The 17,256-nt window shown below is 51.7% G+C and carries 18 protein-coding genes and 1 tRNA gene; 12 read left to right on the top strand and 7 right to left on the bottom strand.

Annotated features, from left to right (window positions below; translation table 11 throughout):
- Positions 1 to 79: 79 nt before the first annotated feature.
- Positions 80 to 655, bottom strand: coding sequence for a hypothetical protein (locus DS901_RS18135; protein ID WP_113778344.1), 576 nt, complete (start codon positions 653 to 655; stop codon positions 80 to 82).
- A complete protein-coding gene (locus tag DS901_RS18130; protein WP_113778343.1) occupies positions 652 to 1,824 on the bottom strand; it encodes a toll/interleukin-1 receptor domain-containing protein in 1,173 nt (390 codons plus the stop codon). The genes DS901_RS18135 and DS901_RS18130 overlap by 4 nt, the downstream gene beginning before the upstream one ends.
- A 159-nt stretch (positions 1,825 to 1,983) precedes the next feature.
- Between DS901_RS18130 and DS901_RS18125 the strand changes: the two genes are divergently transcribed.
- The 5 genes from DS901_RS18125 to DS901_RS19185 all read left to right on the top strand — a co-directional run bounded on the left by DS901_RS18125 (position 1,984) and on the right by DS901_RS19185 (position 6,313).
- Complete coding sequence (locus tag DS901_RS18125) at positions 1,984 to 3,444, top strand: HET domain-containing protein (protein WP_113778342.1); 1,461 nt, start codon at positions 1,984 to 1,986, stop codon at positions 3,442 to 3,444.
- 148 nt (positions 3,445 to 3,592) lie between these two features.
- Positions 3,593 to 4,033 carry a TIR domain-containing protein gene (locus DS901_RS18120; protein ID WP_113778418.1) on the top strand — a complete coding sequence of 147 codons (441 nt, stop codon included), beginning with the start codon at positions 3,593 to 3,595 and terminating at the stop codon, positions 4,031 to 4,033.
- Positions 4,034 to 4,045: 12 nt separating this feature from the next.
- Positions 4,046 to 5,470, top strand: coding sequence for a caspase family protein (locus DS901_RS18115; protein ID WP_113778341.1), 1,425 nt, complete (start codon positions 4,046 to 4,048; stop codon positions 5,468 to 5,470).
- 55 nt (positions 5,471 to 5,525) lie between these two features.
- Positions 5,526 to 5,978 carry a hypothetical protein gene (locus DS901_RS18110; protein WP_113778340.1) on the top strand — a complete coding sequence of 151 codons (453 nt, stop codon included), beginning with the start codon at positions 5,526 to 5,528 and terminating at the stop codon, positions 5,976 to 5,978.
- Positions 5,975 to 6,313, top strand: coding sequence for a toll/interleukin-1 receptor domain-containing protein (locus tag DS901_RS19185; protein ID WP_113778339.1), 339 nt, complete (start codon positions 5,975 to 5,977; stop codon positions 6,311 to 6,313). The genes DS901_RS18110 and DS901_RS19185 overlap by 4 nt, the downstream gene beginning before the upstream one ends.
- A gap of 338 nt (positions 6,314 to 6,651) precedes the next feature.
- Here the strand turns inward: DS901_RS19185 and DS901_RS18100 are convergent.
- Positions 6,652 to 6,727: transfer RNA gene (locus DS901_RS18100), tRNA-Lys, on the bottom strand.
- A 94-nt stretch (positions 6,728 to 6,821) separates the two neighbouring features.
- Here DS901_RS18100 and dapF point away from each other — a divergent pair.
- The 4 genes from dapF to DS901_RS18080 are packed head-to-tail and all read left to right on the top strand — an operon-like array spanning position 6,822 to position 10,163.
- The gene (gene dapF / locus DS901_RS18095) at positions 6,822 to 7,637 is read left to right on the top strand and encodes a diaminopimelate epimerase (RefSeq protein ID WP_113778417.1); all 816 of its coding nucleotides are present in this window, start codon (positions 6,822 to 6,824) and stop codon (positions 7,635 to 7,637) included.
- The gene (mtaB, locus tag DS901_RS18090) at positions 7,625 to 8,902 is read left to right on the top strand and encodes a tRNA (N(6)-L-threonylcarbamoyladenosine(37)-C(2))-methylthiotransferase MtaB (RefSeq protein ID WP_113778338.1); all 1,278 of its coding nucleotides are present in this window, start codon (positions 7,625 to 7,627) and stop codon (positions 8,900 to 8,902) included. Before dapF ends, mtaB begins: the two co-directional genes overlap by 13 nt.
- 4 nt (positions 8,903 to 8,906) lie before the next feature.
- On the top strand, positions 8,907 to 9,545 hold the full coding sequence (locus tag DS901_RS18085; protein WP_113778337.1) for a glutathione S-transferase: 639 nt from the start codon (positions 8,907 to 8,909) through the stop codon (positions 9,543 to 9,545).
- 15 nt (positions 9,546 to 9,560) lie between these two features.
- Positions 9,561 to 10,163 carry a glutathione S-transferase gene (locus DS901_RS18080; protein ID WP_113778416.1) on the top strand — a complete coding sequence of 201 codons (603 nt, stop codon included), beginning with the start codon at positions 9,561 to 9,563 and terminating at the stop codon, positions 10,161 to 10,163.
- Here the strand turns inward: DS901_RS18080 and DS901_RS18075 are convergent, their stop codons facing one another.
- Entirely contained in the window at positions 10,164 to 10,808 is a 645-nt protein-coding gene (locus DS901_RS18075; RefSeq protein ID WP_113778336.1) for an outer membrane protein, read from the bottom strand. It lies immediately after the preceding gene.
- Between the two features lie 410 nt (positions 10,809 to 11,218).
- On the opposite strand from DS901_RS18075, the gene petA reads away from it, so the two are divergent.
- The 3 genes from petA to DS901_RS18060 are packed head-to-tail and all read left to right on the top strand — an operon-like array spanning position 11,219 to position 13,985.
- The gene (petA, locus tag DS901_RS18070; RefSeq protein ID WP_113778415.1) at positions 11,219 to 11,779 is read left to right on the top strand and encodes a ubiquinol-cytochrome c reductase iron-sulfur subunit; all 561 of its coding nucleotides are present in this window, start codon (positions 11,219 to 11,221) and stop codon (positions 11,777 to 11,779) included.
- Positions 11,780 to 11,791: 12 nt separating this feature from the next.
- Positions 11,792 to 13,132, top strand: coding sequence for a cytochrome b (petB, locus tag DS901_RS18065; RefSeq protein ID WP_113778335.1), 1,341 nt, complete (start codon positions 11,792 to 11,794; stop codon positions 13,130 to 13,132).
- A 10-nt stretch (positions 13,133 to 13,142) separates the two neighbouring features.
- Complete coding sequence (locus DS901_RS18060) at positions 13,143 to 13,985, top strand: cytochrome c1 (protein ID WP_113778334.1); 843 nt, start codon at positions 13,143 to 13,145, stop codon at positions 13,983 to 13,985.
- A gap of 79 nt (positions 13,986 to 14,064) precedes the next feature.
- Here DS901_RS18060 and DS901_RS18055 read toward each other — a convergent pair whose 3' ends face one another.
- The 3 genes from DS901_RS18055 to thiB are packed head-to-tail and all read right to left on the bottom strand — an operon-like array spanning position 14,065 to position 17,241.
- Positions 14,065 to 14,760, bottom strand: coding sequence for a thiamine ABC transporter ATP-binding protein (locus DS901_RS18055; protein WP_113778333.1), 696 nt, complete (start codon positions 14,758 to 14,760; stop codon positions 14,065 to 14,067).
- Positions 14,747 to 16,276 (bottom strand): thiamine/thiamine pyrophosphate ABC transporter permease ThiP, encoded by a 1,530-nt coding sequence (locus DS901_RS18050; protein WP_113778332.1) that lies wholly within the window; start codon positions 16,274 to 16,276, stop codon positions 14,747 to 14,749. Before DS901_RS18050 ends, DS901_RS18055 begins: the two co-directional genes overlap by 14 nt.
- A complete protein-coding gene (gene thiB / locus DS901_RS18045; protein WP_113778331.1) occupies positions 16,252 to 17,241 on the bottom strand; it encodes a thiamine ABC transporter substrate binding subunit in 990 nt (329 codons plus the stop codon). The genes DS901_RS18050 and thiB overlap by 25 nt, the downstream gene beginning before the upstream one ends.
- Between the last annotated feature and the right edge of the window lie 15 nt (positions 17,242 to 17,256).

Below are 17,256 nucleotides of genomic sequence, written 5' to 3'. Positions count from 1 at the left end.
TCGGCCACACGATGGAATTGGGAGAACTTGCGAAAGATTCTCAACCAATGCTTAAGTTTTTGTGAATGTTATTGCCTGCTTACAACAGCGGGTTGGGCAGCAATTTGCGGCGAAAGAGGCTAGCGAACGAGATTTCGTTCGCCAAATCTCTCGAATAGTTCCCTTCATTGTATTCGATAGCCGCAGCAGCACCAGTTGCGGGAATCGGAAGGACCTTAGCAGTCGGATTGTACTCTCGGAATAGTCGAGCCTCATCGAGGATGCCGTCCATACCTCCGATGAGCACAGCTGCATCGAATCTACGACTGGTGAGCATTTCGTTACGCATAAGATCAATACTTCCGCTCAAATCGTCTTGAACAGCCTCAGTGTACCGAATGTCTGCGAAATCATCGTTCTCGCGCGGAAACTGACCGAGGAAAAACGCGCTTTGGTAAACCGTAATGCGTTCACCGCCGAGTTTGGCAGTATTCGCATATAGCGACATCAAAGGTGTGATCGCTGGGTGGCCACCAAAAGTGATGTGTCCTGTGGGCAAGATGACCTCTACCAGTGCACGGATGGCCTCACGTATCAGAAACACGTCCGCTGTTTCGAAAAATCTACGGTCTCTATCTGGCAGCGGGACGCTTGCGGAGAGAAAAATGTTGGTCATGCTAGCAGCCCTTTTAGCGCGCTTGGCAAGTCGCCTACTGGGACAGTTTTGATCGGTAAGTGTCCATCAAGCCATTTTAGGTGCTTGATCCAATTGTCATGCATTCCCCGACTGTCATAGATCGCCCAGATAGGGGTGCCTGCAGATGTGTGGTTGGAGATTGCGTCAAAAATGGTGTTGATGCGATCGGACGTTGGACGGCCAACGGCGGGAACCACAGCTAAGGAGCCACCGTCTTTTAGCTCAACCGAAATCCAGCGCTGAGGTTGAACAGTGGGAACGAGTGTCAAATCCCGGGCAGCATCGCAAAAGTTGTCTACCAAATGAGCATGCCGGAACGCCATAGCTTCTGCTCGCAGCTCTTCTGCCAGGTCGCAGATGCTATCGATCACCGTCGCCTTTATCGTAGCTCCGCGACCTGGCGACGGGCCACTGAAATCCGTTTCGAGAAGTTTGACGAAGCGGCTGAACGCGAAGTTACGATCCTCTATTTGGCCGGGCCAAAGCAAATGGAGGGTCTGTATTCCTAGTAGATTTGCTTGCGCAAGCTCTGCTTTGGTCCAGCGGCCTTCTCTGAACCCTGGAGTATCTATCAAAAGGATGGTATCAACGTCCGACATGCGATGCCAAAGTTCGGCCTGGAAGTCGACGGAAGGTGGTACCGATCGAACGTCGATGAATACATCGAACCCTCGCTTGTCCAATTCTTCGTAGAGCCGGTTGGCCAATGGCTGTGAGCCTTTTCTCCGATAACTGATGAAGATTCCGCGTTCTCTTCGAAGAAGTCTGAAAGTCTCAAAGACCAGAGACGCCAGCCTTGGGATGTTGTCGCCATCCATGCCGACTTCGACCACGTTGATATGCTGAAGTTCGCTGGGAATTTCAGATGCGACCATCGTTTTTGACGTCACGATCGGAGCAATAATGATGGAGTCCTGTTCTAGTTGGTTTAACGGCAGCGGGACGGTTTTGTGTTGATTGCCAAAGTAGATCCCGAAGGCCGGCTTCTTCCTGTCGTAGGTATCGGAAAAAGTGCTTTCATCGAGATAGGCGATCTCACTTGCGTCGATTCCTAAATCCGTGGCTCGCGCATGAACAGCAGCCTTAAGGGCAGCCAGCCTAGCGTCTTTTCCGCCCATAAGAATGATCTGGTACGAATATGTTGACATTTGAACTCCCCGCACATCTCAGGCACACGCACATCATTTCACAAATTTGTGCTTAATCAAAGATGACAGCATATCCGAGAGCAATTCTTGAACCTAAACATCAGTTTGGCTAGCTTAGTCTCAACTAGTGAAGCCATTTTTATGTAGAAGAAATTGTGTATGTTTAGATTGCTTGAGCCAGCAAACCACTTAACGCCTCCAGATGCATCGTTTATTGAGTTATTCGAAAAAAAGTGGGTGATTAAAGAATACGCCCAAGTATCAGATGCCCCAGCATTCACATGCATTTCATATGCATGGGGCAAAGGAAAAGTAGAAAACCCGGTCTGTGTTGAGCAACATATGTCCATACGGACAATTCGGGCTTTAGAGACGGCAATTAACGTTTCGCAGTCAAAGGAGAACTGGGGCCGTAACATCAGTTTTAGTCACGATGGAAATTCACTTAAAGAAGCCGCAGGGCAGGCAGCGGCAGTCAATGCGTCGCAGGCGTTCTGGGTGGATGCACTGTGTGTTCCCTTTGACGAACCGGGACGTACCGTTTGCCTTCAGAGAATGGGTGAAATTTTCAGTTCCGCCTATCAAGTGCTGGTTGTTTTAAGGGAGCAATGTTCGGATGCTATCCAAAACGCAAGTCAGACTGAAAAGCTAACATCTTCTGATCTTAGTATACTTGAGAAAGAAGACTGGGTCAGCCGTGTTTGGACATATCAAGAGGCTGTAAACAGCAGTCGTTTGTATTTTGGGGTTGAGGGTAACGAAGACGCGATAGTGTCAGGGAACGAATTCTTGAACATGATTATGACCGCAATCGAAGTCTATAAAGCGGACAATAACCTCGATAAACTTGCGTGGGAAAAGCAGAGTCCGAAGCTAAGGAGTTTAGAAAGGCTTCTCGCCGACTATATGATGGCAGACTTCGCAACGCGATCCGCGTACCAAGTCATGTCTGTGATGGAGAACCGTTGTTCAGAGCGAGTGGACGACCATTTTTACGCGATGGTTGGCTCAATCACTACCACGACAGAGCGGGTTGAAGGTGATGAAACGCTTGAGCCATCAGAGTTCTTCATGCGGAGTTGTGAGCGGAAGGGCGACTTTTCGTTTCTCTATTGCGGCGCCCCTCGCAGTGAGGAGGTGGCGAGCGGGTGGCGACCAATAGAAGGACGATTTCCTGCTTTGCTGCCAGATCTGATCACGCTTGGAAGCTCTCAGGCAGGGAGAAGGGAACTTACACATCTCCAACTAGACAGCATGTATCGCTTAGTCTCAGGTACGATCACATTGGATGGGATAAGCGCAGCACGCTGGTTCGTGGAAGACAAGAGCGAGACTAGCTCACCAAATGACGTCGCAAGACAGATCCTCAATAGGCTACGCACTTTAGGTTTTAGTGGATGTGGCGAACATCTCGAATTTGAAACTGGGTTCTTTTTTCCGCAAAAGGAACCTTTGAATTCGGATGATATTTTCGCTGCCGTCTCGCATAATATTCATTGGGTGACAGGGGGACCGGGGCTTCTGTTGCGCGCTAACAGCTCAGACATCGATGACTTTTTCGATGTTGGTGTGTTCATTGGGCAAAGACCGAAGTCTGGAACTAGGATCATGGTGGGCTAAGAGCAAAAGACAATCCAAGAGTTGAGGCCAATTCCTCAGACGGCCCGTGAGATTTCCGTTTACTGTCCTTATCGTTTTCGACCTTTTCACCCGTTTTAAGCATGGTAACATAGACGTCAAATATTTTTCAGAAAAGGACATTCTGGGAATGGCAAGAACATGTTTTTTCAGCTTTCGATACCGCAATGTTTTCCGAGTAAATCAAATTCGGTCAATGCCAAATATTGTTGGCGCTACTGCTGCAGGTTTTAAAGATCGATCGCTCTGGGAAGACGCCAAGAAGAGCGAGGCGCACATCAAGAGAATGATCGACGACGCGCTCAAAGGGACATCGGTCACCATTGTTTGCATCACTCATGGCATTAGCAATCGAGAATGGATAAATTACGAGATAAACCAATCTCTTGAGAGCGGCAATGGACTTGTTGGCATCCAGTTGCATCACCTCTCAGACCCAAGTTTTCCTGATGATCGAGTAGGTGCTGCACCCGCCCAAATCGCAAAGAATGGCTTCAAAACTTACAAGTATTCAAGCAAAGAAAGTCTAGCAAAGCACATCGAGGAAGCTGCAAAGCTGGCAGGCAGATAGAGGCGTAGGGAATTGAGTCAAAGCATCGCGGTTTTAGTTGGTAACACGAAATATGACGATCTGTCTGAGCTTGAGTGTTGCGCAAACGATGTCGTTCAAATGCGCGAACTATTGTCGGAAACTCAAAAGTTCACTCAGATTGTCGAGTTCGTCGATAAACCTGTTTCGTTTGTGAAGGATGAGCTTCGGAAACTGACAGAAAATGAAGACAGCTGCGAAGAAATGTTCCTATATTTTTCAGGGCATGGGCTTTCTAATGCGGACGACTTCTACATGTGCTTCGAAAGCTTCAAGGAAGTGTCACCAAACTCAACAGGGTTGTCACGAACTGACGCATTTGAACTAATTCGCCAGTTCGACGCTGACATGTCAGTCGTAGTGATTGACGCTTGCGAAGCAGGACGCAACTTGATCAAAAGCGACGCTCCGCCGTTAGCAAGAGCCTTAAAGTCTGGGTTTTCGAACTTCGTACAGTTTTCATCATGCACCGAGAGTCAGTTTTCTTTGGCAGGCGATGAAATAAGTCTTTTCACCGATGAGTTTATCAAGGCCTGCCTTCAAAAAGAAAAGGGACCCGTCTACTATTCGGATGTCGAGAACGCATTGAGAGACGCGTTCTTGCAGCATGATGGCCAAACGCCACATTTCATTCGACAAGGTACTTCTCAAGAGAAGTTTTGCAATGATGCGGCACGATTGAACGACTTGCGTACAGTATTCTTGCGTCCGCCAGATACGGATGAAACGCTGGCAGAAAGCGCACCTCCTGCCACTGCGCTCGCCTTAGCAAAGACGGCAATAGAGAAAATTGAAACAAAGGTTCCTTCAAAAGATGAAGCACAAGCGTTCATCGACGGAGTATTTGCCTCTATTCTAGATGACTCGAGTATGACGCCCGAGATCGCTGACTTTTTTGAGGTTCGCACTGTCAAGTATGATGACTTTGAATATGTCCAGAATAAGCGATCTGTCATCAGCCTCTTGGACCGGCGTGGCGGGTCAGATGTTTTTGTGGAAAGTGACGTTGAGAGGAAGAGACGTCGTCAGCCGTTTGGTGGGATTGGTTCTGTTGCAATGCTAGCGGCAATGAGCGTGCCAGACGAGTATGACGAAACTTACAACTTGTTCAATCATTGTCGATTGGAGTCTGTCCATGTTGGTCTTTACTTTGAGCCGAAATTTATGGCGTTGAATCGTGTTTTTTCTGAGATCGTATTTCTGCCGAGATTGACGGAATGTCTGATTCTGACGTGTAATACAAAAGAAAGACGCTCTGGCTGGGGCTCGTTCAACGAATTTGAAGGCACCAAAAAGTGGAAGTGGTCTCATCATTCCTGGTCCGATGATACTGGGGAGATTGCGAATGGTTACGTCTCCGACCCCTATGACTTCACTAAGAAATATATACTGTCTTTTGGAGATAATAAGGCCGGATAGGATACCAAGGCGAAACGTCTCAAGCCTATTCTTGCTTTGATTTGGAGGAAAACGGTTGAAAACTACAGAGTTTTTGGAAGCCGCGGACGGCTATGTGCCATTGGTACAGTCCATAGCTTGGATCTTTTTTCTGCTGATCCTTGGTTTGTTTTTTCGTAAGCAAGTAACTGGGGTTTTTGTTATTCTTAAGAAGCGCATCGAAAGTGGCTCGGAACTCAAGATAGCAGGTCTCGAAGTAGGAAAACTCGTCACCAAAACGTCTGACTTACCGGATGAAGTGAAAACATTCGGCGATCCGGACCAACTGAAACTGCTATTCAAAGCGCAAGGAAAGGGCTGGAAAAAGAGCACAAAGGCATTGGAGATGCCAAACGGCTGTATCGTGCAAGTTACGACAGAGCGGCAAAGCGCGGACGGAGATTGGGCTAACGCTGAAGCAGTTGTTTTCGTACCTAACGTAAAACTAGAAGGTACCGACGAAAACGCCTTCAAGATCGTAAAACAATGATATTCATAAGTTACTCATGGGTTGATCAGCCGATAGCTCGTTCCATCGAGGCCACGATTGCGCGCATGAACCTCGCGTATTGGATCGACCGCAATGATCTCGATTTGGGTTTTTGTTTAAAAACTCAAATATTCTCTGCGATAGAGCGATCGGCATTGGTACTCTACATCACCTCTGAAGCGAGCAAGCAATCTTCCTGGGTGAATTTTGAACGTAAGACAGCCGCAGTTCTTGGTAAGAGATCCCTTCTAATTGAAGCAAGTCACGGGTTTCACGAGCACCACAACTACTCCCAGATTGAGAAGCAAGTGCTTTTGAACTGCATCAGAACATAATTAGTAAGAGTCTGGGTGTGTGCTCGGCTTTTTTGACCCTTGAGAGGTCTGCCGAAGGCTATCGAAAGGCGAGTATCAACCTAACAATCCGCCGAGATTGTCCCGGTTAGTCCAAAGCGATCGATCAGTTCGATTTCAGTCTCAAGAGGATGTCGGAAGCTGACCTCTAGGGCAGATCTGAATGCTAATGCTCCAAATCTGCACTCTTATGGTCTGCTGACAAACGTCCCGATCAAAAGTTGTACGATCTGGAACTTGGCAGCCGTCAAACTTTCCAGAAAAAGCGACGAACTCTTGTCAAAAGAGACAAACTACGTGTCATCTTATAATTGAAAAAGTGGTGAGCCGTGATGGGTTCGAACCATCGACCTACTGATTAAAAGTCAGTTGCTCTACCAACTGAGCTAACGGCCCACTGGGGGGCGTATTAGGAAGGTGGCGCGTTGGGGTCAACCCCCAAATGTCATCTTATCTGGAATAGTCCAAACACTTGGCTTATATCGCCCAAATGAACACGCAAAACCAAGCATATTTGCCCTTCATGAAGATGCACGGGCTGGGAAACGACTTTGTTGTTGTGGACGAACGGGGAATCACCCCGCGCGTTGACGCAGCCTTGGCAATCGCCATTGCGGATCGGCACCGCGGTGTGGGTTTTGATCAGCTTGCCGTCCTCTCCGATACTCCGGAGGCCGACGTACATCTGACGTTCTGGAACAGTGATGGGTCACTGTCGGCGGCCTGCGGGAATGCGACCCGTTGTATTGCGCGGTTCCTAATCGACGAGACAGGGCGCGATACGCTGACAATCACAACGGATCGCGGCACGCTTTATGCACGAGAGGCTGGCGATGGGCTGACCTCGGTGAATATGGGGCATCCGCAATTGCGCTGGGATGAGGTCCCGCTGGCGCATGAGGTTGATACACTTTCCTTGCCTATTGAAGGCGCACCTGCTGCGACAGGCATGGGCAACCCGCATTGCACGTTTTTCGTTAACGATGCGGAGGCTGTGGATCTCACGGCCCGTGGCGCCGAGGTTGAACACGATCCGCTTTATCCGCAACGTACAAATGTGCAATTCGCCAGTCTGATTGGGCCGGATCACCTGCGGATGCGGGTGTGGGAGCGCGGGGTTGGCGTGACGCTAGCATCTGGTTCGTCGTCATGTGCGACAGCCGTCGCGGCGGCACGGCGTGGGATTACCGGGCGCAAGGTCCAGATCGATCTGGACGGCGGAACGCTGCATATCGACTGGCGCGACGATGGCGTCTGGATGACTGGGCCAACTGCGCATGTCTTTGACGGACAATGGCGGCTTTGATGGGCGGCAAGGCACCCAAATTTTCCAACCACGGATGTCGGTTGAACGCCTATGAATCTGAGGCGATGAAGGAACTCGCCACATCTGCAGGTGTCGAAAACGCTGTGATCGTAAACACTTGCGCCGTGACTGCCGAAGCCGTGCGCAAAGCCCGCCAAGATATTCGTAAGTTGCGCCGTGAAAATCCAGATGCAAAATTGATTGTGACAGGTTGTGCCGCGCAGACTGAACCCGATACTTTTGCAAACATGGCCGAGGTCGACGTTGTCATCGGCAATACCGAAAAAATGAACCCGACGACTTGGGTGAATATGGCACCCGATTTGATCGGCCAGACCGAACCCGTCCAAGTAGATGACATCATGTCGGTCACAGAAACTGCTGGCCATCTGATCGACGGATTCGGCACCCGGAGCCGCGCATATGTGCAGGTTCAAAATGGCTGCGATCACCGCTGTACCTTTTGCATCATTCCCTATGGACGTGGCAATTCGCGATCGGTCCCTGCGGGCGTTGTTGTCGACCAAATCAGACGGCTTGTTGATCGCGGCTATAACGAAGTCGTGCTGACCGGCGTCGACCTGACCAGCTGGGGTGCTGACCTGCCAGCCGCGCCAAAACTGGGCGATCTGGTGATGCGTATTCTAAAACTGGTGCCAGATTTGCCACGGCTGCGGATCAGTTCGATCGACAGTATCGAAGTTGATGAAAATCTGATGCAAGCAATTGCCACCGAACCGCGGTTGATGCCGCATTTGCATCTGTCCTTGCAACATGGCGATGATATGATTCTAAAACGGATGAAGCGCCGCCACTTGCGCGACGACGCAATCAAGTTCTGCGAGGATGCACGCAAATTGCGCCCCGATATGACCTTTGGTGCCGATATTATCGCCGGGTTTCCGACCGAGAAGGACGCGCATTTTGAAAACTCGCTTAAACTTGTTGAGGATTGCGACCTGACTTGGCTGCACGTCTTTCCATATTCCAAACGCGAAGGGACACCCGCTGCGAAAATCCCGACGCAGGTGAACGGCAACATCATCAAAGCCCGCGCGGCGCAGCTACGCGCCGCTGGAGACGCAAAGGTAGCCGCGCATTTGCAGGCACAGGTTGGTGCGACGCATCATATTCTAATGGAGAACCCACGTATGGGCCGGACCGAACAATTTGCCGAGGTCCTTTTTGACAACGATCAAGCCGAAAGCCAGATCGTCACCGCTGCGATCTTAGGCGTTGACGGCACACAGTTAAGGGCAGGGTAACATAGTGGAACCGCGCCCAATTCTTTGGTCTTTTCGCCGCTGCCCCTATGCAATGCGTGCGCGCCTAGCCGTTCAGTCGAGCCAGCAAGAAGTTGCGCTACGCGAAATCTTGTTACGCGAAAAACCAACACCATTTCTGGCGGCCTCTGCCAAGGGAACCGTGCCGGTCCTGCAATTGCCCGACCGCGTGATCGATGAAAGCCGCGATGTCATGATTTGGGCGCTGACCCAAAATGATCCCGAAGGGTGGCTGGATATGCCGGCTGAAGGCATGGACCTGATCGCAACCTGTGAAGGCCCCTTCAAACAAGCGCTTGATCATACAAAATACGCCGTGCGGTTCCCCGATCTAGACGAGGCAGAGCAGCGCGAAAAGGCGATGGTGTTTTTGCGCGTCCTGAACGCGCGGCTTGACAACACGCGCTATTTGATGGGCGATCAAATTCGGCTGGCAGATATGGCGATATTGCCATTTGTGCGGCAATTCGCAAACACGAACCGTGTATGGTTTGATGCGCAAAAACTGGGGCCGCTGACCAAATGGCTGGATGAGTTTCTTGGCTCTGATCGGTTCGCACGCATCATGACCAAATATGCACCTTGGCAAGACGGGCAAGATAATGTCTTGTTTCCAAATTCGTAACTCATGGGGAATACAATGAAATTACTGATGTCGCCCGCTTCTCCGTTTGTCCGCAAGGCCCGTGTTGTTATGCGTGAACTTGGTCTGACAGATCAAATTTCAGAGGTGCCAATCAGCACAAACGCCCTGAAATCCGATCCAGCGATTGTAGCCGCCAACCCCATTGGCAAAATCCCTGCGCTGGTGCGTGACGATGGGCCTGCGATCTATGATAGCCGCGTCATCACCCGGTTCTTGAACGATCACGCAGGCGGATCGCTCTATCCACAATCCCAGATCTGGGAACTTCTGACACTTGAGGCAACCGCCGACGCGATTATGGAGGCAGCCGTTGCGATGGCCTACGAACTGCGCCTACGCCCCGAAAATGAACAGTCACCCGCATGGATAGAAGCCCAGTGGGTCAAGGCGAATCGCGGGATCGGTGCTGTGAATAAAATGTGGATGAGCCATCTAAACGGCCCGCTAAATATCGGGCAAATCGCGATTGGCTGCGCATTATCATATGTTGATTTGCGCCACGACGCGCGCGGTTGGCGGAATGGAAATGCAGCACTCGCCGAATGGCACGCCGCATTTATTCAGCGCGACAGCATGATAGCAACCGCGCCGCAATAATCAAAAATTAAAGCTGACGCCCATGTTCACCGCATTGGTGAACACATCTGTTTCGATTGTTCCGCCGGTATCAAGATCAGCCTTATTAGACGAAAACGTGCCCTTATACTCTCCAAAAACGGACCATTGGTCATTGATGGGATAGGTCGCGCCCGCGATCCATGTGGCAGCAGGCCCGGTCAATTGGTAACCGAATGTTTCTGACGTGCCATTCGTGACCTCTACATGCGGAATCGCAACGCCAATCCCGCCACCAACATAGGGTGACAGGTCACCAAACGCGCCATTCCAACGGTGGTAAGCATTCACAGTCAGCGTATTTAGCCCGTCTGTAAATTCAAGAACCTCATAGCCTGCTGGCAGTTCGCCATCTTCCGGGTAGATTTTATTATGTGCAAAATCGAGCCCATATCCGAATGTATCGCTTTGCCAACGGGTCGCACGAATCCCATAATAAATAGGGGCCGAAGACGACCGTCCTTCCCATGAAATTGAGAAATCATCGTCGCCAATCACGTCGTCACGCACAGAGACATCTGATGAAGGTGCAGACTGTACGCCGCCATAAAAGCTCAACTCAACCTGTGCGGAAGCCGCAACTGGCGTCATAAAAATGAGTGCGAAAAGTGTGAGCGCGCGAGACATTAGATTTTCCTACGAGAGAGTGGCAGTTCTTAAAACCGAACTATGCGGCGTACCCATCACTAACAAGTCACCATTAAGCGAGTATTAAATGTTCAAAGTGGAATGTGTCCACCGCGACACAAAAACTATATAATTCAGCGATGCGTCGGCGGAAATCCGATCATCTTCGGCGACAGTTGGCGCGCCTCAGTGCAATTCAAATCGTGAAAATTTGTGCAGTGATTCTTTGGATCATGTTTACGAAGTCTTGTTTGTTTCGCCACAATAAAGACGACAATGGCGCCTGCGCCCTATTGTCCGCTGGACGGATCATGTTTTCATGGATAAACAGCGCCAGAATGGGCTAAATTTATTTTTGCCCGTCTTTCCCGTGGGCGATCGGCCCAACCAAAGAATCGGAGATGCAAGCCGTGTCACATGCAGACGATCATCAGGGCACACGCCGCGACTTTATATACTATGCAACCGCCGGAGCCGGCGTTGTTGCAACAGGTGCAGCGGTGTGGCCACTGGTCAACCAAATGAACCCTTCAGCTGACGTTTTGGCGCTTGCGTCAATTCGTGTCGACATCAGCGCCGTTGCGCCAGGCACACAATTGACTGTGCTGTGGCAAGGTAAGCCTGTTTTCATCCGGTCACGGACCGAAGAAGAAATCGCTGCTGCCCGCGCTGTAGATGTATCGGACCTGCCTGACCAAGGCGCCGAAAACGAAAACCTTCTTGGTGAAGAAGATGCCTCTGACGAAAACCGCGCATTGTCCGAAGATGGGACATGGCTGGTTCAGATGGGCATTTGCACGCACCTTGGCTGTGTGCCTTTGGGCGAACAAGGTGACTTTGGCGGCTGGTTCTGCCCATGTCACGGGTCGCACTACGATACAGCCGGCCGTATCCGTAAAGGTCCTGCACCGCGCAACCTTCTCGTCCCTGTTGCGTCTTTCATAGACGAAACAACAATTCAACTCGGTTAAGGAGCGCGCACCATGTCTGGTATTCCCCACGACCATTACGAACCAAAGACTGGCATCGAAAAATGGCTGCACACGCGCCTTCCGATTGTTGGGCTTGTCTATGACACTTTGATGTTGCCGACGCCAAAAAACCTGAACTGGATGTGGATCTGGGGCATTGTGCTCGCATTTACGCTGGTGCTGCAAATCGCAACAGGGATCGTGTTGGTCATGCACTACACGCCGCATGTTGATTTGGCGTTTAAATCTGTTGAACACATCATGCGTGATGTGAACGGCGGCCATATGATTCGCTATTTCCACGCAAACGGCGCGTCGCTGTTTTTTGTTGCGGTTTACCTGCACATGTTCCGCGGCCTTTACTACGGTTCTTATAAAGCCCCTCGTGAAGTGACATGGATCATCGGCATGCTGATGTATCTAATGATGATGGGTACGGCCTTTATGGGTTACGTTCTTCCATGGGGCCAAATGTCGTTCCACGGGACCGCTGTTATCACTGGCCTGTTCGGTGCGATACCATTCATTGGCGAATCAATCCAAACATGGTTGCTGGGTGCGTCTGCGGTAGGGCAACCTGCGCTGAACCGCTTCTTCTCGCTGCACTATCTACTTCCATTTGTTTTGCTGGGCCTAACAATCGTTCACGTTTGGGCATTCCACACAACCGGCAACAACAACCCAACTGGTGTTGAAGTCCGCCGGACAAGCAAAGAAGACGCTGCCAAAGATACGCTGCCATTCTGGCCATATTTTGTGATCAAAGATTTGTTCGCATTGGCCGTTGTTCTGGCCGTCTTTATGGCGATCGTCGGGTTCATGCCAAACTATCTTGGCCACCCCGATAACTACGTCCCTGCGAACCCGCTTGCGACACCGTCACACATCGTTCCTGAATGGTACTTCTTGCCATTCTACGCCATCCTGCGTGCCTTCACTGCGGATGTTTGGATCGTGCAACTGGTGAATTTTGTCAGCTTCGGGATCATCGACGCAAAGTTCTTTGGGGTTCTTGCCATGTTTGGCGCGATCGCTGTGATGGCACTGGCACCTTGGCTTGACACATCATCCGTGCGTTCGGGCCGTTACCGTCCGATGTTCAAATGGTGGTTTGCACTGCTGGCATTCGACTTTATGGTTTTGATGTGGGTAGGAGCAATGCCAACAGACGGCATCTACCCTTACATTTCCTTGATCGCTGCGACCTATTGGTTCGGTTACTTCCTCGTTCTTCTGCCACTGCTTGGCGTGATCGAAAAACCGCTGCCGCAGCCAGCAACCATCGAAGACGACTTTAACGCGCACTACGCGCCGAAAGCCGAGGCCGACGCCTCAGCGAAATCGGCCGAGTGAGAAAGGACCAATGAATATGTTCCGCAAACTCACACTGACCGCTGCTACAGCGCTTGCCCTCACAACAGGGCAAGCGATCGCGGAAAGCGAAACGCATGTCCATGATTACGATTTCTCTTTCGAGGGCCCTTTTGGTAGCTTTGACCAAATGCAACTTCAACGCGGGCTTCAGATCTACACCGAAAGCTGTTCTGCCTGTCACGGCCTTGAACTGGTTGCGTTCCGCACATTGCACGACGAAGGCGGCCCTGCGCTGCCCGAAGATCAGATGCGCGCATACGCAGAGTTCTACGAAGTCTATGACGCGGCCACAGACGAATATGTGCCAGCTACACCTGCAGATCACTTCCCGGCAGGGACATATGAAGGCGCACCAGATTTGTCATTGATGGCAAAATCACGTGCTGGTTTCCATGGCCCGTTGGGCACCGGGATCAACCAATTCGTCAAAGGTATGGGCGGCGCCGAATATATTGCGTCGATCCTTGCTGGCTACGAAGAAGCACCAGAATGCGCACCCGAAGATTTTGATGGTTATTATAACGTGGCCTTTGCGCCCGGTGGTTTCCCTGAGGAATGTATCGATGATCACGGTCACCATACAGTTCCAGGCAGCTGGATCGGCATGCCACCGCCCTTGTATGGTGATGATGTTGAATATGCTGACGGCCACTCAACTGACATCCACCACGAAGCACAAGATGTCGCCGCCTTCTTGATGTGGACCGCAGAACCCAAAATGATGGCACGCAAGCAAGCTGGGCTTGCTGGTGTAATCTTGCTGATCCTGCTTTCTGTCTTGCTGTATCTCACAAACAAACGTTTGTGGGCGCCGCACAAACATAAAGACTGATCTGATCCGTCAGTGAATTCCAAAAGGCCCACCAATTTGGTGGGCCTTTTTCGTGGCGTAGGGTGGATCATGATCCACCTTACATGCCAAGATACGCAGCCAACACAGGCGGCGGATTATCAAACAGCCCAGCTGTTGGTGCAGGGTCCGTGACAACTCCATCCTCCACAACCGCAACCGCATCTGCAATGCGTTTTGCGTCATGCGGGTCATGAGTCACCATAATCACGGTGCGCCCCTGATCCGCTAATCGCTGTTTTACAAGATCAAGCATCTCAGCCTTGAGACTTGGCCCAAGTGCTGCAAACGGCTCATCCAACAACACAAGTGGACGATCCGCCAACAGGACCCGCGCCAATGCAGCCCGGCTTTGTTGGCCGCCCGAAAGCGCGGCTGGTTTGCGTGTTCCCATCCCCTCCAGACCCACGCTTTCAAGCACCGCCTCCACCTGCGACATCTGACTGGCAGACAGGCGCAACCCGGCCCGCAACCCAAGCCCAACATTCTGCGCAATCGTCAGATGCGGAAATAGGTTGTTGTCCTGAAATAGCATACTAATCGGGCGATCCGCAGGGGATAGCGTTGTTATATCCGCGCCCGCCCAGGACACGCGCCCTGACGCTGGGGCCAAAAATCCGGCAATTGCTGCAAGCAACGTGGACTTTCCCGCGCCCGATGGTCCGATTAAAGCGGTAATCGCGCCCGTCGGAAATCGCAGATCGGCCCGCAGAGAAAAATCATCGTACCGCAGTTCAAGATCTTCACAAATCAACATCGCCACGTCCCCAATGGTCGCAAATCCAAAAAATGAGCAAACTTACCCCCAATAAAAGCACTGCCGCACCTGCTGCGGCATCCATCCGGTAAGCACCCATAAGCCGGTGCATTGCAAGCGGTAGGGTTTCTTCGGCCTTGCCAGCAAATAGGGCGATCACCCCCAGATCACCCATCGAAAGTGCCGCCGATAGGCCTGCACCAAAACCCAAAGGCCGCCTGATCCGCGGCAAAACTACAATCCGCAGCCATCTCCAGCGCGTCAGCCCAACAGAAACACCAAGCCGTCCGAAATCATCATGCACCGCAACAATCGCCGGACCAATTGCGCGCAAGACAAAGGGCAGGGCAAGCGTCGCGTTCACCAACATCGTAATCACCAAGGCAACATCGCTTGGGCTGACAAAAGGATATACGATGAGAAATGCCCCCGTCCCGACGACAAGCCCAGAGGCAGCAAGAGGCAACACACCGACCACCGCAACAACGCGCCCACCCAACAGGCCCAGTGCAATCGCCATCGTACAACACAACGTAGCTGAGCCGATAGCCACCAAAACCGACCGCACAGCGGCCAACCAGACAGAGCTTGGCATGATCAGCAACCCAGGCAGGCCGCGTAGCACAACCATCGCAAGCGGAATCAAAAGAAACAGGGCTGCCAAAACGATTGCCAGGTAATCCCAAAACGGGCGACGCATGTCCCAGCGTGTGACTGTGCGATCAAACCCCGCACCCATTGCATCAACCCCGGTCACGCGCCACGCGATCACTGCGGCCACGGCACAAAGGCCAAACTGAATACACGCCAGCAGTGCCGCGCGCCCAAGATCAAAATCAAACCGCAGCGCTTGATAGATCGCCAATTCCACCGTTGTGCTTTTTGGGCCGCGACCCAAGGTGAGCGCGACAGCAAAGCTGGTCAGACAAATCAGAAAAATTACCAAAAACGTGCTGGGCACCACGGCGCGTAACATCGGGATTTCCAGAACCCTGCCAATCGATGCGTTCAAACTGGCCGCCAATCGAAACCGCTCTGCTGGGATCGCAAGCCAGCCTTGCAGGATAAATCGCACTGCCAGCGGAAGGTTAAAGAATACATGTGCCAGAATGACGCCGTGAAATCCATAGATCGAAATAGGCTCTATTCCAGCCCAAATCAGTGTAGAATTCAAAATTCCATTGCGCCCAAAGACGGCAATCAATCCCACGACAGCCACGATCACCGGCAATAAAAATGGGGCACCAAGCAGGGTTATTAAAGCCTGCCGTCCCCAAAATCGGCGTCGCGCCAAGGCCCGCGCAACCGGGATCGCAAGAACAACGCTAATCAGCGCGGACAAAAAGGCTTGTACGACGGTAAACCGGATCGCGGCCCAATCCGCCGTACCAAGACCCGTTGTCAGTTCCGCTCGCAGCGCCACCGCCGCGAGCGTCCCAAGCGTCAACACAAGCACCAGCGCCCCCGCAAGGACGCCGGGCCAGCGTGGACTTATTGTGATAGCGCGTTGCGCCATTCTTCTAACGCTTCCGCCCGGATTGCTGCAGCATCCTCGGGTGATTTCAACAGCGATACGGCTGGCGTCACCAAGGTTTCGAACCCATCAGGAAGACCAGCTTCTGGTGTTATCGCCGGATACATCCAATTTGTGGTCGGGATGATCGATTGGAAACCTTCAGACACGATAAACGCCATGAATTGATCGGCAAGTTCGGGTTGATCCGTACTGGCAAGTTTGCCGGCAACTTCCACTTGCATATAGTGACCTTCTTCAAAGGGCCATGCCACTTTGCTGGCGTCTTCTTCGGCGATGAGATGATATGCAGGCGAAGTCGTATAGGACAGCACTGCATCAGCTTCGCCATCAAGGAACATCCCGTAAGCTTCGGACCAACCGGGCGTGACTGTAACGATGTTATCAGCAAGCGCTTCCCAAATCGCAGCCGCATCGTCTGGATGGGCTTCCTTGACCCACATCAGCAGCCCCAATCCTGGAGTTGATGAACGCGGGTCTTGGATCACGATTTTCAGATCGCTAACCGCGAGGTTGCGCAGTGAAACAGCTGCTTCAGCGTCTGCGTTCCCAACAAATGCGAAATAGCCCCAATCGAAAGGCAAGAAATCTGCGTCATCCCATGCGATTGGCAAATCAAGATCGGCGGTCACACCATGCGGCGCAAATAGGCCCGTTTCACGCGCCGCAGCGGTCAGATTCGTGTCGAGCCCTAGTACCACATCAAATTCTGTCCGTGGTCCCTCTAGCTGAATGCGGGCCAACAAGGCCGCCCCATCAGAGCTACCAACGAATTCAAGATCGCAAGCGCATTCCGCTTCGAATGCGGTTTCAATTGCGGGGCCGGGACCCCAATCACTAACAAAGCTGTCATATGTCAAAACTTGCAGTACCGGGGTCTCAGCCAACGTGCTAGTGGCACAAAGGGCAAGTCCCGCGACAACTGGCAGATAGATTGGTTTTTGCATCGTATCCTCCAAATG

The organism is Loktanella sp. D2R18, from assembly GCF_003318235.1.
Lineage (GTDB): Bacteria > Pseudomonadota > Alphaproteobacteria > Rhodobacterales > Rhodobacteraceae > Yoonia.
This window is presented reverse-complemented; position numbering and strand designations above follow the sequence as displayed.

What these genes read in the sequence shown, in the direction of transcription:
- thiB (WP_113778331.1), bottom strand. Translation starts at nt 17,241, where the DNA reads ATGCAAAAACCAATCTATCTGCCAGTTGTCGCGGGACTTGCCCTTTGT.
- DS901_RS18055 (WP_113778333.1), bottom strand. Translation starts at nt 14,760, where the DNA reads ATGTTGATTTGTGAAGATCTTGAACTGCGGTACGATGATTTTTCTCTG.
- petB (WP_113778335.1), top strand. Translation starts at nt 11,792, where the DNA reads ATGTCTGGTATTCCCCACGACCATTACGAACCAAAGACTGGCATCGAA.
- DS901_RS18060 (WP_113778334.1), top strand. Translation starts at nt 13,143, where the DNA reads ATGAATATGTTCCGCAAACTCACACTGACCGCTGCTACAGCGCTTGCC.
- DS901_RS18125 (WP_113778342.1), top strand. Translation starts at nt 1,984, where the DNA reads ATGTTTAGATTGCTTGAGCCAGCAAACCACTTAACGCCTCCAGATGCA.
- DS901_RS18050 (WP_113778332.1), bottom strand. Translation starts at nt 16,276, where the DNA reads ATGGCGCAACGCGCTATCACAATAAGTCCACGCTGGCCCGGCGTCCTT.
- DS901_RS18135 (WP_113778344.1), bottom strand. Translation starts at nt 655, where the DNA reads ATGACCAACATTTTTCTCTCCGCAAGCGTCCCGCTGCCAGATAGAGAC.
- DS901_RS18080 (WP_113778416.1), top strand. Translation starts at nt 9,561, where the DNA reads ATGAAATTACTGATGTCGCCCGCTTCTCCGTTTGTCCGCAAGGCCCGT.
- DS901_RS18120 (WP_113778418.1), top strand. Translation starts at nt 3,593, where the DNA reads ATGGCAAGAACATGTTTTTTCAGCTTTCGATACCGCAATGTTTTCCGA.
- DS901_RS19185 (WP_113778339.1), top strand. Translation starts at nt 5,975, where the DNA reads ATGATATTCATAAGTTACTCATGGGTTGATCAGCCGATAGCTCGTTCC.
- DS901_RS18075 (WP_113778336.1), bottom strand. Translation starts at nt 10,808, where the DNA reads ATGTCTCGCGCGCTCACACTTTTCGCACTCATTTTTATGACGCCAGTT.
- dapF (WP_113778417.1), top strand. Translation starts at nt 6,822, where the DNA reads ATGAACACGCAAAACCAAGCATATTTGCCCTTCATGAAGATGCACGGG.
- DS901_RS18130 (WP_113778343.1), bottom strand. Translation starts at nt 1,824, where the DNA reads ATGTCAACATATTCGTACCAGATCATTCTTATGGGCGGAAAAGACGCT.
- mtaB (WP_113778338.1), top strand. Translation starts at nt 7,625, where the DNA reads ATGGCGGCTTTGATGGGCGGCAAGGCACCCAAATTTTCCAACCACGGA.